The organism is Buchnera aphidicola (Brachycaudus tragopogonis), assembly GCF_964059175.1.
Taxonomy (GTDB): Bacteria; Pseudomonadota; Gammaproteobacteria; order Enterobacterales; family Enterobacteriaceae; genus Buchnera; species Buchnera aphidicola_BM.
Genome location: NZ_OZ060418.1, coordinates 346,762 through 359,866 on the forward strand (window position 1 = coordinate 346,762; position 13,105 = coordinate 359,866).

A 13,105-nucleotide genomic window follows, 5' to 3' on the forward strand; every position below is an offset into this window, starting at 1 on the left:
TTATATATTTATCCATATCGATTTTCAAAATATGACATAAATTTTATTAAAGATGCAATACCTTCTAATGGCATAGCATTATAAATAGATGCACGAATTCCACCTATTGCACGATGTCCTCTTAAAGCAATTAAACCTGATTGAAAAGCTTCTTTTAAAAACAGTTCATTTAAATTAGAATCAAATAAATTAAATATAACATTCATTTTAGATCTATTTTTATGATCTATGGTATTAATATAAAAATCACTATTATCTATTTTTTCATATAATAAATTGGATTTAATTTTATTTAATTCTTCAATTTTTTTTAAACCACCTTGTTTTTTTAACCATTTAAAAACTAATCCTGATAAATACCAAGAAAATGTAGGTGGCGTATTAAACATAGAATTATGTTCTGATATTATTTTATAATCTAAAATAGAAGGAGACATCTTAGAAGCATATCCTATTAAATTTTCTCGAATAATAATTATTGTTATACCTGCTGGACCAATATTTTTTTGAGCACCTGCATAAATAAGATCATAATTTTCAATATTAATTAAACGAGATAAAATACACGATGAAAAATCTCCAATTATTATTTTATCTTTAAATTTTGGTTCTTCATCGATAGATAATCCATCTATAGTTTCATTAGGACAATAATGAACATATGCTGAATTCTTACTAATCTCCCATGTTGAAATGGGTGCAAGAGATGTTTTTCCATTAATTGTTTTCTTAATTAATATAGAACGAGGAATACAATATTTCTTGGCTTCTATAAATGCACATTTTGACCAGTATCCGCTATTGATATAATCAGCTGTTTTTAAATTACCTAATAAATTCATAGGAATAGCAGAAAATTGTCCTCTCGCGCCACCTTGACAAAATAATACCTTATAAAAATCAGGTATATTTAGTAAATCTCTTAAATCTTTTTCTGCTTCTGCAGCAACTCGCATAAAATCTTCACTACGATGACTAATCTCCATAACAGAAAAACCTAATTTTTTCCAGTTTTGCAGTTCTTTTTTAGCTTTCTGAAGTACATCTTTTGGAATCATAGCTGGCCCAGCACTAAAATTATAAATTATATTCATATTTTCACCAAACGTATTGATTGCAGCAATATATTTATAATTAATTTATAAATTTTAAGCCCTGCATATATTTTTTTTGAAGGATTTTCGGAATTTCTACACGACCATCAGCATGCTGGTAGTTTTCTAATATAGCTGCTAATGTTCTTCCTATTGCTAATCCTGAACCGTTTAATGTGTGTACTAAAGAAATCTTTTTTTCACATTTTTTTCTATAACGCGCTTTCATACGACGTGCTTGAAAATCGGTCATATTAGAACAGGAAGAAATCTCTCTATATTTTTTTTGGGAAGGAAACCAGACTTCTAAATCATATGTTTTAGATGAAGAAAAACCCATTTCTCCTGTACATAAAAGTACCTTTCTATATGGTAACTGTAACAGTTGTAAAACTTTTTCAGCATGATTGGTTAATTTTTCTAATGCCTCCATAGATTTTTCCGGTTTTACAATTTGAACTAACTCAACTTTATCAAATTGATGTAATCTAATTAATCCTCTTGTATCACGTCCGTAAGAAGAAGCTTCTGATCGGAAGCAAGGAGTATGTGCAGTTAACATAATAGGCAAATCTTTTTCATCTATAATTTTATTATAAAAAAAATTAGTTAATGGTACTTCTGCTGTTGGAATTAATATATAATTATTTTTATCTGTAAAATTTATATGAAATAAATCATCACTAAATTTGGGTAATTGCCCAGTTCCATATAAAGCTTTAGGATGAACTAAATAAGGCACATAAGCTTCTATATAACCATGTTCTATAGTATGTAAATCTAACATAAACTGACCAAGTGCTCTATGTAAAAGAGCAATATTACCTTTCATTATAACAAATCTTGATCCTGACATGTTTGCTGAAGATGTCCAATCTAAATCATCGAATTTTTTTCCTATTGCCACATGATCTTGAACTGTAAAATCATATTTTCTTTTTTGACCCCAGTATGTTATTTCGTGATTACTAATGGATGTATGACCTTCTGGAACGTTATCATCAGGAATATTTGGTATACATAGTGAAAAATTCTGAATTTTTTCTTTTAAAATATTTAATTGAATTTTAGAATCTTGTAATTCTTTTCCAGATTTTATAATCTTATTTTTTAAAATTTTACTGTCTGTTTTTAGATTTTTTGTATCTTTAAATAAACGTGATAAAAAATTGTGATGACATTGTAAATTTTCAGTTTTAACTTGTAATTTTTTACGTTCTTCTTCCATACGGGAAATTTCACATATGTTTAATTTATAACCTTTTTTTAATAATTTTTTAGCTGTTAAATGTAATTCATGTCTTAATAAATAAGGATTTAACATAATATGTTTTGCTTCTTTTTTTAATTATCAATAAATATCGTTGTTGAAAAGCAATATTATTGAAGTAGTAAATATTATTAATTCAAATAAAAAATGTTTTTATATTCATTTTTTTAAATAAATACTTAATATATGAAAGTAAATTGTTGTAAATTTTAAATAAATGTAAAACATTTTTTCACAACATGCATTAAAAAATAATAATTTATTTTATTTAGTAAGATTCTAATCTTATATATTAATTGTATCTATTAACAATAATAATTTATAATATTTTACTAATAAAATATTTTTTCTTTAGATTATATATAACAATTTCTATAACTAGGATAATACACATGAATAACTTTATTAAACATAGTAAAATAATTATTTTAGGTTCTGGACCAGCAGGATATACTGCTGGTATATATGCTTCTAGAGCAAATTTAAATCCTTTATTAATTACTGGAATTAATAAAGGAGGACAATTAATGAATACTGATGAAATTGAAAATTGGCCTGGAGACATTAATAAAATTACTGGCTCAGAATTAATGCATCGTATGCATAAACATGCTCTTAAATTTAATACTGAAATTATATCTGATAATATACATTCAGTCGATTTTAAAAAAAAACCTTTTTATCTAATAGGAGAAAAATATCAATATACTGCTGATTCTGTAATTATTGCTACTGGAGCGAATCCTCGTTATTTAGGATTAAAATCAGAAAGCATTTTTAAAGGAAAAGGTGTATCAACATGCGCAATATGTGATGGTTTTTTTTATAAAAATAAAGAAGTAGCAGTTGTAGGAGGAGGCAACACAGCTATAGAAGAAACATTATATTTATCTAATTTTGTTAAAAAAGTACATTTAATTCATCGTAGAATGAATTTTAGTGCAGAAAAAATTTTACTTGATAGATTAAGAAAAAAAATAGAAAATAAAGAAGTAATTCTATATTTAAATGCTACTGTTAAGGATATATTAGGCAATTCTTCTGGTGTTACCAATGTATTAATTATAAAAAAAAAATCACAGGAACAAAAAGAAATAAAAATACAGATTTCTGGAATATTTATAGCAATTGGATACACTCCCAACACTAGTATTTTTGTTGATCAATTAAAAATGGATGAAGGTTATATTGAAATAATGAAAGGAATGCATGGTGGAAATTACACTCAAACAAGCGTTCCTGGTATTTTTGCAGCAGGAGACGTTGTAGATCACGTATACAGACAAGCAATTACATCATCTGCCAGCGGATGTATGGCAGCATTAGACTGTGAACGTTATCTAAGTACACTAGAATAAAAAAATATTATAAAATATTTTTTCAATTTCTAAAACATACTAGTCAAAATGACTAGTATCTGATATATTCATACCATGAGTAATTGTATAATGAGAATAAAATGCCTAAAGAAGACAACATTGAAATGCAAGGAATAGTAATAGATACATTACCCAATACTATGTTTCGTGTTGAATTAGATAATAAACATGTTATTACAGCACATATTTCAGGAAAAATGAGAAAAAACTACATTAGAATATTAACAGGAGATAAAGTTACTGTAGAATTAACACCCTATGATTTAACTAAGGGAAGAATTATTTTTAGAAGTCGTTAATTTTCAATCAGATACTTTTAAAAAACTACTCAATATACTAATACAAAAAATGTTTGAAATAAAAAAATCAAATTTTTTATATAAAAATTCACTTCTTAAATAAAATGTAATTATCATTTGATAATCAAAACTATTTTAAAAAAATCAACTAATTAAAATTAATTCTATTATTTTATCTTACACAAATAAAAATAAATTTTAAAGAGAATTTATGCGTACTAAATATTGCGGAAAGATACAAATAATTGATGTACATAAAACTGTTCAATTGTGTGGTTGGGTGCATAAAATAAGAAATTTTGGTCAATTTATTTTTATTGATATGAGAGATTACACTGGTCTTGTTCAAGTAATTTTTGAATTAAAAAATATTATAGTTTTCAAAAAAGCTATCAAACTAAAAAATGAATTTTGCATTCAAATTTCTGGTATAGTTAGAAAAAGAGAACAGAAAAATAAAAATTTAAAAATAACTACGGGTGAAATAGAAATATTAGCGAATACATTAAATATCTTAAATACTTCAAAATCGCTGCCATTAAATTATACGAATCATAATTATGATGATTCCCGATTAAAATATCGATATTTAGATCTACGTCGTTTTGATATTCTAGAAAATCTTAAAATAAGAAATCACGTAACTTATTTAATAAGAATATTTATGAAGAAGAAAAATTTCTTAGATATTGAAACTCCTATTCTTACAAAATCTACACCAGAAGGTGCTAGAGATTATTTAGTTCCTAGTCGTAATTATCATGGAAAATTTTATGCATTACCTCAATCTCCTCAACTATTTAAACAATTATTGATGATTTCTGGCATTGATAGATACTATCAAATAGTAAAATGTTTTCGTGATGAAGATTTACGTTCAGATCGACAACCAGAATTTACTCAAATTGATATTGAAGTATCATTTATGAATTCTAAAAAAGTGATCAAGTTAACAGAAAATCTTATAAAACATATTTGGTTAAAAGTCATTAATATTGATTTAGGTAAAATCCCTAAAATATCATATCATGAATCAATAAAACGATATGGATCAGATAAACCTGATTTACGGAATCCAATAGAAATTATTGATGTATCTAATATATTTAAAGAGAAAGAGTTTATATTATTTTTTGATGTAAATTGTTTGAAACATTATCGAATTGCATTATTATGTATTTCTCAAGGTGCTCATTTAAGTAGAAAAAAAATTGATACATATAGTCAATATGTAAAAAAATACAATGCAAAAAAATTATTTTATATAAAAATAAGACAATTAAATCTTGGATTAGAAGGTATCGAAAGTTCGATAAAAAAAATTCTAGATGAAAATATTTTAAACCAAATACTTTATAAAACTAATGCAAAAAATGGAGATATATTATTCTTAATTGCTGATGAAGAAATTATTGTTAATAAATCTCTTGGCATGTTACGTTTAAAATTAGGAAACGATCTGAATATTACTAAAAAAAATATCTGGAAGCCTGTTTGGATCTTAAATTTTCCAATGTTCCATAAAGATTTTAAAGGAAATCTATCTTCTGTACATCATCCTTTTACTGCTATAAAAAATATGGATATAAAAAAATTAAAAAATTCACCGGATAATGCTATTTCAGATAGTTATGATCTTGTCATGAACGGTTATGAAATTGGTGGTGGTTCAGTTCGTATTCATGATGTCAATATGCAAAAAACAGTACTTGATATTATTGGAATAAAAAAAGAAATGCAAAATAAAAAATTTGGTTTTTTAATAGAAGCATTACAATATGGTGCTCCTCCACATGCTGGAATAGCTTTAGGATTAGATAGAATTGTGATGTTACTTACTAATAGTACCAATATAAGAGACGTTATTGCTTTTCCAAAAACCACATCAGCAACTTGTTTAATGACTAATTCTCCTAGTATATTAGATAATGTAATGCTAAAGGAGTTAGGCATTAAAATATTAAAAAAATAAGATTTAGTTATATATTTAAAAAAAATATTTCTTAAAATTACTAAGTAAATAAAGAAATGAAGCAAATAAAACAATAGATGGACTAGCTGGTGTATTATAAAAAACAGATAAAAACATTCCTCCTGTAACAGATATAATACTTACTATTATGGCAATTACGACCATTTTTTCAGGTGATCTAGAAAAATGTTGTGCAGTTGCAGGTGGGATAATTAATAAAGATGTGATTAATAGTGCACCTACGAATTTAATAGATATAGAAATAGTTAAAGCAGTCATCAACATTATAGTCAAACGAGCATAAAATATATTTATACCGTCTATCTGAGCTAATTCTTCATTAATAGTTGCTAATAAAACAGAATTCCAACGATAAAATAAAATACTAAGTATTATTATACTACTTATTATAATTATAATTAAGTCAGATTTTGTAACAGCCAATAAATCACCAAATAAGTAATTTGTAATATCTATTTGTTGAGAATTAGAAGCTATTAAACTGATAAATACTATTCCTAGAGATAATGAACTATGTGATATTATACTTAATATGGTTTCTAGAGCACAAGGTAATAATTTTTCTAACCAGGCTAAAATAATTGCAAGTAAACTTATAAAAAAAAATACTATATAAATAGAGTTAACGTCTAAAGCAACAGATATAGATAAAGCTAATAAAGAGGAATGTGATAAAGTATCACCGAAAGATGACATACGACGCCAAACTATAAATGAACCTAATGGACCAGTTGTTAAAGATAATATAATACCTGCTAGCCATCCTGGTAAAATTAGTTCAAACATAAAAAATCACTCTATTCTATAATAACATATTATTGTTTAAAAATAGTGAACATGATTATGATCGTGATGATAAATTGCTAATTCTTTTCTACTTTTAATACCAAAAATAGAAGTAAATTCTGCGTTTTGACAAACAGATTCAGGTGTTCCAGAACAACAAATATGATTGTTTAAACAAATCACTTCATCCGTTTTAGCCATAACAAAATTTAAGTCATGAGACACCATTAATACAGAACATTTTAATTCGTTCCTAATTGTATTGATTAATTCATATAAAGCAAGTTGTCCTATTACATCTACTCCTTGTGTCGGTTCATCTAAAACAAGCAAATTTGGATCATTTAATAAAGCTCGTGCTAAAAGAACACGTTGCATTTCTCCACCAGATAATTTTTGCAATTGAAAATTTTTTAATGATTCTGCTTTTACACGCTTTAATATTTCTGATATTTTTATATCATTTTGGGTTTTTTGAGATAACTTCATAAATCTTGCTACTGTCATAGGTAAGAGAGTGTTAAGGTATAATTTTTGTGGTACATATCCAATAGATAAATTATATGCTCGAAAAATTGATCCTGAATCAGGTTTTATTAATCCTAAAACAATACGTACTAATGTAGATTTACCGGCACCGTTAGGCCCAATAAGAGTAAGTATACGATTAGGAATTAAAGATAATGATATATTAGAAAGAATTGAACGATTAGAAAAATTCACATAAATATTTTTTAATTTAATAAATTCTAACATAATTTTGTAAATAATATTTTTTATATAGTTTTTAATATAAATATTATAAGATATATTTTTTAATATGAATATAAATATTATGTTAAACAAAAATAAAAAAAAAAATATTATACTGATAATTTTATTATATTGTATACCTAATCTTTGTGATGCTTCTATAGTTACAATATCAAAACCATTAGGATTTATTGCAGCAGCAATTGCAGATGGGATAACTTCAGTAGAAGTCATTACACCTAATAGTGCTACTATGCACAATTATTTTTTACGTCCTTTAGATATTATGAAAATAAGAAATTCTGATTTTGTAATTTCAATTGGCAATAATTTTGAACCACCTTTTTTAAAAAAAATTATACATCATTTTAAAAAAAAAAATATCGAACTTAGTTCGATAAAAAACATTCAATTATATTTAATATATAATTCTAAACATTTCACAAGTAAAAAAAAACAAAAAAATACTTTACAAAACAATCATGAAATTAATAATATATTATATGATATGCATATATGGTTATCACCAAAAATTGCTCTATTATCTGCAATTGTTATACATAACATGTTAATTAAGATTATACCGCAAAAAAAAATACTCATAGAAAAAAATTTAAAACAATTTAAGATTAATTTATTACAATTAGATAAAAATATAAAAAATAGACTTTTATCAGTTAAAAATAAAAAATATTTCATTTTTCATGATGCTTATAAATATTTTGAAAAACATTATAAATTACATCCAACAGGATATTTTAAAAAATATTCCGGAATACAAACAGGAGCTCGCAGTTTATATGAAATTAAAAATCAATTATTGAAAAAAAAAGCAATATGTATTTTTACAGAACCGCAGTTTAATACAAAAATTATAGACGTTATGATACGTGGAACAAATGTTCGAAAAGGTCTTCTTGATCCTATGGGCGTAACGATACCATTGAGTAAAGATAGTTATTTAAAGTTTCTTTTGCAATTGTCTAATCAATATATTCGCTGCTTAAAAATACCTTAAGGAATAAAATAAAGTGCAGCAGATTTATAAAATATTTTCTTTATACTCTTATTGTACATCTTACTTTTATAAGATTGTGCAGATATTAATGAATAACATAATAATTCTTTCTTGTTTATCAGGTTGCGATATTTTATATCATAATCCAGTGAATCAATCTGAAATAAAAACACAACAAATACCCAATAATACAAAAACAAAAAAATATTTAAATGAAATCGATAATATTAAAAAATATTTTCATCGAATTGAAAAAGGAGATAAAATTGTCACATTATTAAATGAATCTAAAGTTCGTTGGAACGACATTTCAAAATTAATTGAAATAGATTTCAATTTAAATAATTTAGAAAATGGTCAAACATTATCCTGGAAAGTTGATTCATTGGGTAAATTGTTAGAATTAAAATGGCAAATATCTAATTTTCAAAAAAACATATATAAAAATGTTAATAATTATTTTTTAGTTTCTAAAAAAAATTTACAAGAAAAACTCATAAATAAAAGAATTTTAATTAAAAAAAATTCAAATTTTTTTCAAAGTGCGCTTCAATCAGGTTTAAATTATTCTGAAATAAATAATGTTATTCAAGCTCTTCAATTACAAGTAAATTTTAAAAAATTAAATACAGGAAGTAATTTTAATTTAGTTTTTTCACACGATTTGTCTAAAAATAAAAACATATTATTAGGCATTAAATTAAATAACTTTGGAAAGAAATATTATTTTATACGTGCATTTAATGGTATATTTTACAATATTGATAATCTAAAAAAAGAAAAATGTCTTATAAATGTGTCCTTTTTGAAAAAATATCGAATCTCTTCTCATTTCAATTTACAACGTTTAAATCCAGTAACACATCGTATTACTCGTCATTTAGGAGTCGATTTAGCCATGCCTCAAGGAACACCTGTTTTAGCAACTATTGATGGCAAAGTGACAAAAATACGATTTAATAAAATAGCTGGTTTTTACATTGTATTAAAAAATAAAAATTATTATACTACTCGATATATGCATCTTAAAAAAATTCTAGTTAAATTAGGTGATAACATCAAAATGGGCCAAAAAATTGCTTTATCGGGTAACACTGGTAGAACTACTGGACCACATTTACATTATGAAGTTTGGTTAAATAACCATGCAGTTGATCCTATAAAGCTAAAATGTATATTATCTGAAACATTAACAAAAAAAGAAAAAAAAATATATCTAGAAGAATCAAAAAAAATATTAAAATATTTGCAATGACAGTTTTTTATTTCATAAAAAACTATCTTACTTTTAAAATTCTACTAGTATTAGTTTTTCCTTTTTTACGCATAATGTCACCTTGAGTAATTATAACTAAGTCTCCAAGAGATAAAAAACCTTTTCTACGTAAAAGAATAATTGCTTCATTAGCTGCTTTAAAACCATCATATTTACTATCAAAATATATTGGAGTGACACCTCTATAAAGCGCTGCTAAATTTAAAGTTTTTTTATGTTTTGATAAAGCAAAAATAGGTAGTCCAGATGTAATTCTGGATGTCATTAATGCAGTTTTACCTGATTCAGTCATTGTAATAATTGCAGTAATGCCTTTTAAATGATTAGCAGCATACATAGCTGACATAGCTATAGTTTCTTCAATATCATTGAATTCAGCATTGAGACGATGCCTGGAAACATTAATACTAGGTACTTTTTCTGCTCCCTGACAAATTTTTGCCATTTTTATAACAGTTTCAGATGGATAATTACCAGATGCGGTTTCTGCTGAAAGCATTACTGCATCACTACCATCTAAAACAGCATTTGCTACATCCATAACTTCTGCACGAGTAGGTGATGGATTAATAATCATAGATTCCATCATCTGTGTTGCAGTAATAACGACTCTATTTAATTGTCTAGCAGCTCTAATTAATTTTTTTTGAATACCTGCTAATTCATAATCACCAATTTCTACACCTAAATCTCCTCTAGCAATCATGATTGCATCAGATGCCAATATTATATCTTCTATAGTTTTTTGATTCAATACAGCTTCAGCGCGTTCTATTTTTGCGATAATTTTAGCGTCACTACCAGATTTTTCAGCTAATCTTCTTGCTTTTTTTAAATCGTCACTACATCTTGGAAATGATATCGCTAAATAATCTACATCAATTTCAGAAGCAAGTATGATGTCTTGTCTATCTTTTTTAGTTAATGAGTTCGCTGATAAACCACCACCTAATTTATTAATACCTTTATTATTAGATAGAATGCCACCTATAATAACTTTTGTAAATATTTCATGATTTATCACTTGTGTGACTTTTAATTGTATTCTTCCATCGTCTAATAATAAAATATCATTTATTTTTAAATCTAATGGTAATTGTTTATAATCGATACCAACTCTTTCTTGATTTCCCTGATCTGGACCTAACAATGAATCTAGTATGAAAATATCACCAATATTTAAAAAAATATTATTTTTTTTAAATTTAGAAATTCTAATTTTAGGGCCTTGTAAATCACCCAGTAACGCAACGTGACAATTGAATCTTGTCATAATTTCTTTTGCTTTTTTTGCTCTTAATTTATGCTCGTTTGCTGAACCATGAGAAAAATTTAATCGCAAAACATTAACTCCAGAAAAAATCATTTTTTCAAGATTATTGTCAATATCTGTAGAAGGTCCTAAAGTAGCTACAATTTTTGTTCTTCTTAAACGCTTTAACATAAAATACCTTTTCATTAAATGTTTTTAAAATCTATGTTGTATAAATTAGTTCGTTTTCTTATTTCTCATACAAAATTGTCAACATTAAATATATATTTATATTTATGAAGTTATTTAGTAAAATCAAAAAAAATATTTCTAATAATAAAAAATAATATTTTATAAAATATAATTATTGATACACGAAAAAAAATTAAATTTTTTTATAAAAACGCTTATTTAAATAATACTGTTTAAATTATTACATTAAAATTTTAAATTTTATATGTAAATTTTAAAAAAAAAGAGAAAATTATGATTATTAAAATAAATCAAGCTTGTGATTTAGTAATTTTTGGTGCAAAAGGAGACCTAGCAAAAAGAAAACTATTACCTTCTTTATACAAATTAGAAAAATCTAAAAAAATACACGAAAATACACGTATTATTGGAGCAGGACGAGCTAACTGGAACACACAAGAATATATAAGCATGGTAAAAACAGCAATCAAAACTTTTTTAAATGAAGAAATTAAAGATGTGGTTTGGAAAAAGTTTAGTTCTCGTTTATATTTTTGCAATATTGATGTTTGTGAAGGTTTGCATTTTTTAAGATTAAAAAAAATATTAGAACAAAAAAAAAATATAGTAATTTACTATTGTGCTGTTCCTCCTAATACATTAAACGCTATTTTTAAAGGTTTAGGTGATACAAATTTAAACGTTCTTCCAGCACGCATAGTATTAGAAAAACCATTAGGAATTTGCTTAAAAACATCTAAAAAAATAAATAATCAAATTTCCAAATATTTTTTAGAATCACAAATTTTTAGAATTGATCATTATCTTGGAAAAGAATCTATACTTAATCTTATTGCTTTACGGTTTGCTAATTCATTTTTTTTTAACAACTGGAACAATCAAACTATTGATCATATTCAAATTACTGTATCTGAAGAAGTAGGTATTGAAGGTAGATGGAATTACTTTGATGAAATGGGACAAATGAGAGATATGGTACAAAACCATCTTTTACAAATATTGACAATTATCGCCATGGACCAACCTGACAGTATTACGTCTGAAAACATTCGACATAAAAAATTAAATATATTGCGTGCATTAAGCCGAATTGATGTTAATAACATTAACGTTAAAACTGTAAGAGGACAATATGATTCTGGAATAATTAAAGGGAAAAAGGTACCAGCTTATATAGAAGAACAAGGTGCAAACAAAAACAGTCAAACTGAAACATTTGTTGCTATTCAAGCAAATATTAATAATAAAAAATGGTTAGGTGTTCCTTTTTATTTAAGAACAGGAAAACGCTTGGCATATAAATATTCTGAAATAGTAATTGTTTTTAAAAAAATACCTACAAACTTATTTCAAAATTCACATTTAGAAATGTTTCAAAATAAATTAATTATACGCTTAGAACCTAATGAAAGTATTAAATTTAATTTTTTTAATAAAATACCAGGATTAGATCAAGAATATAAATTAGAAAGCTCTGAACTAAAATACAACTATTTTGATAGAAAAAAACCAAAAAAATCGATTGATGCTTATGAAAGATTATTACTTGAAAGTATGAGAGGTATACAATCTTTATTTGTATGTCGTGATGAGGTCGAAGAAGCATGGAGATGGATAGATCCAATTATAAATGCATGGAAACAAAACGATAGTAGTACTATTCAATTATATATGTCTGGAACTTGGGGACCACAAAGTTCAAATTTATTGCTAACTCGAGATAATCGTGTTTGGCATAAATATAATTAAAAAAAATTATCTATCTTGACTTA

11 protein-coding genes are annotated in these 13,105 nt (G+C 25.3%); 6 read left to right on the top strand and 5 right to left on the bottom strand.

Translation table 11 applies throughout. The annotated features are described in order from the left end of the window. Positions 1-8: 8 nt before the first annotated feature. Positions 9-1,094, bottom strand: coding sequence for a 3-phosphoserine/phosphohydroxythreonine transaminase (gene serC / locus AB4W64_RS01605; protein WP_367677759.1), 1,086 nt, complete (start codon positions 1,092-1,094; stop codon positions 9-11). Positions 1,095-1,134: 40 nt separating this feature from the next. Continuing rightward, complete coding sequence (gene serS / locus AB4W64_RS01610) at positions 1,135-2,418, bottom strand: serine--tRNA ligase (protein WP_367677760.1); 1,284 nt, start codon at positions 2,416-2,418, stop codon at positions 1,135-1,137. Positions 2,419-2,756: 338 nt separating this feature from the next. On the opposite strand from serS, the gene trxB reads away from it, so the two are divergent. The 3 genes from trxB (at position 2,757) to aspS (ending at position 6,014) form a co-directional block, all read left to right on the top strand. After that, the gene (trxB, locus tag AB4W64_RS01615; protein WP_367677761.1) at positions 2,757-3,722 is read left to right on the top strand and encodes a thioredoxin-disulfide reductase; all 966 of its coding nucleotides are present in this window, start codon (positions 2,757-2,759) and stop codon (positions 3,720-3,722) included. Positions 3,723-3,823: 101 nt separating this feature from the next. Beyond that, entirely contained in the window at positions 3,824-4,042 is a 219-nt protein-coding gene (infA, locus tag AB4W64_RS01620) for a translation initiation factor IF-1 (protein WP_367677762.1), read from the top strand. A 211-nt stretch (positions 4,043-4,253) separates the two neighbouring features. Beyond that, positions 4,254-6,014, top strand: a complete 1,761-nt coding sequence (gene aspS, locus AB4W64_RS01625) for an aspartate--tRNA ligase (RefSeq protein WP_367677763.1) — start codon at positions 4,254-4,256, stop codon at positions 6,012-6,014. Positions 6,015-6,029: 15 nt separating this feature from the next. Here aspS and znuB read toward each other — a convergent pair whose 3' ends face one another. Then, positions 6,030-6,821, bottom strand: a complete 792-nt coding sequence (znuB, locus tag AB4W64_RS01630) for a zinc ABC transporter permease subunit ZnuB (RefSeq protein ID WP_367677764.1) — start codon at positions 6,819-6,821, stop codon at positions 6,030-6,032. Between the two features lie 36 nt (positions 6,822-6,857). Next, positions 6,858-7,577 carry a zinc ABC transporter ATP-binding protein ZnuC gene (znuC, locus tag AB4W64_RS01635; protein WP_367677765.1) on the bottom strand — a complete coding sequence of 240 codons (720 nt, stop codon included), beginning with the start codon at positions 7,575-7,577 and terminating at the stop codon, positions 6,858-6,860. A gap of 64 nt (positions 7,578-7,641) precedes the next feature. Between znuC and znuA the strand changes: the two genes are divergently transcribed. Together znuA and mepM are read left to right on the top strand one after the other, a co-directional pair. Beyond that, positions 7,642-8,592 carry a zinc ABC transporter substrate-binding protein ZnuA gene (gene znuA / locus AB4W64_RS01640; RefSeq protein ID WP_367677766.1) on the top strand — a complete coding sequence of 317 codons (951 nt, stop codon included), beginning with the start codon at positions 7,642-7,644 and terminating at the stop codon, positions 8,590-8,592. Between the two features lie 88 nt (positions 8,593-8,680). Further along, positions 8,681-9,847 carry a murein DD-endopeptidase MepM gene (gene mepM, locus AB4W64_RS01645; protein WP_367677767.1) on the top strand — a complete coding sequence of 389 codons (1,167 nt, stop codon included), beginning with the start codon at positions 8,681-8,683 and terminating at the stop codon, positions 9,845-9,847. Between the two features lie 22 nt (positions 9,848-9,869). On the opposite strand, the gene pyk is transcribed toward mepM, so the two are convergent. After that, positions 9,870-11,312: a pyruvate kinase gene (pyk, locus tag AB4W64_RS01650; protein ID WP_367677768.1), complete on the bottom strand. Its 1,443-nt coding sequence runs from the start codon at positions 11,310-11,312 to the stop codon at positions 9,870-9,872. A gap of 294 nt (positions 11,313-11,606) precedes the next feature. Here pyk and zwf point away from each other — a divergent pair, with 294 nt between their 5' ends. Then, positions 11,607-13,082: a glucose-6-phosphate dehydrogenase gene (zwf, locus tag AB4W64_RS01655; protein WP_367677769.1), complete on the top strand. Its 1,476-nt coding sequence runs from the start codon at positions 11,607-11,609 to the stop codon at positions 13,080-13,082. The last annotated feature ends 23 nt before the right edge of the window (positions 13,083-13,105 follow it).

What these genes read in the sequence shown, in the direction of transcription:
- trxB (WP_367677761.1), top strand. Translation starts at nt 2,757, where the DNA reads ATGAATAACTTTATTAAACATAGTAAAATAATTATTTTAGGTTCTGGA.
- serC (WP_367677759.1), bottom strand. Translation starts at nt 1,094, where the DNA reads ATGAATATAATTTATAATTTTAGTGCTGGGCCAGCTATGATTCCAAAA.
- infA (WP_367677762.1), top strand. Translation starts at nt 3,824, where the DNA reads ATGCCTAAAGAAGACAACATTGAAATGCAAGGAATAGTAATAGATACA.
- znuC (WP_367677765.1), bottom strand. Translation starts at nt 7,577, where the DNA reads ATGTTAGAATTTATTAAATTAAAAAATATTTATGTGAATTTTTCTAAT.
- serS (WP_367677760.1), bottom strand. Translation starts at nt 2,418, where the DNA reads ATGTTAAATCCTTATTTATTAAGACATGAATTACATTTAACAGCTAAA.
- pyk (WP_367677768.1), bottom strand. Translation starts at nt 11,312, where the DNA reads ATGTTAAAGCGTTTAAGAAGAACAAAAATTGTAGCTACTTTAGGACCT.
- zwf (WP_367677769.1), top strand. Translation starts at nt 11,607, where the DNA reads ATGATTATTAAAATAAATCAAGCTTGTGATTTAGTAATTTTTGGTGCA.
- aspS (WP_367677763.1), top strand. Translation starts at nt 4,254, where the DNA reads ATGCGTACTAAATATTGCGGAAAGATACAAATAATTGATGTACATAAA.
- znuB (WP_367677764.1), bottom strand. Translation starts at nt 6,821, where the DNA reads ATGTTTGAACTAATTTTACCAGGATGGCTAGCAGGTATTATATTATCT.
- mepM (WP_367677767.1), top strand. Translation starts at nt 8,681, where the DNA reads ATGAATAACATAATAATTCTTTCTTGTTTATCAGGTTGCGATATTTTA.
- znuA (WP_367677766.1), top strand. Translation starts at nt 7,642, where the DNA reads ATGAATATAAATATTATGTTAAACAAAAATAAAAAAAAAAATATTATA.